Source organism: Christiangramia aestuarii (assembly GCF_009735585.1).
Classification (GTDB): domain Bacteria; phylum Bacteroidota; class Bacteroidia; order Flavobacteriales; family Flavobacteriaceae; genus Christiangramia; species Christiangramia aestuarii.
Window position 1 is genome coordinate 1 of record NZ_VJVW01000069.1, and the last position, 469, is coordinate 469.

The 469-nt window shown below is 61.0% G+C and carries 1 pseudogene; it reads left to right on the forward strand.

The window, feature by feature from the left end:
* Nucleotides 1-152: 152 nt before the first annotated feature.
* A pseudogene (gene mexE, locus FLP08_RS16950) lies at nucleotides 153-469 on the forward strand (multidrug efflux RND transporter periplasmic adaptor subunit MexE); the annotation flags it as partial.

A 469-nucleotide genomic window follows, 5' to 3' on the forward strand; every position in this document is an offset into this window, starting at 1 on the left:
GAAAGCACTGTCCATAACCATCGACTGTTACAGAAAACGAAAAACCATGTATCACTGTTCGTGATAATCAAAATCTCGTCGTTCGATTAGTTCCCTGCCGGAGCAGCCCGCAGACTTCGCCAATCCCGAAAAACCGACTGGCGGAGTCAAGCATGGAACAGTCATCCCACTTCTCCTGGCGCTACCCCCTCGCACTCGCGGCCGTACTGGTCCTGAGCGCCTGCGGCAAGGCCCCGGAAACCACCCAAGGCATGGCGGCGCCCAAGGTCAGCGTCGCCGAAGTCATCGAACAACCGCTGAACGAGTGGGACGAATTCACCGGCCGCCTGGAGGCCCCGGAGTCGGTGGAGCTGCGCCCGCGGGTGTCGGGCTACATCGACCGCGTGGCCTTCCATGAAGGCGCACTGGTGAAGAAAGGCGACCTGCTGTTCCAGATCGACCCGCGCCCGTTCGAGGCCGAGGTCAAGCG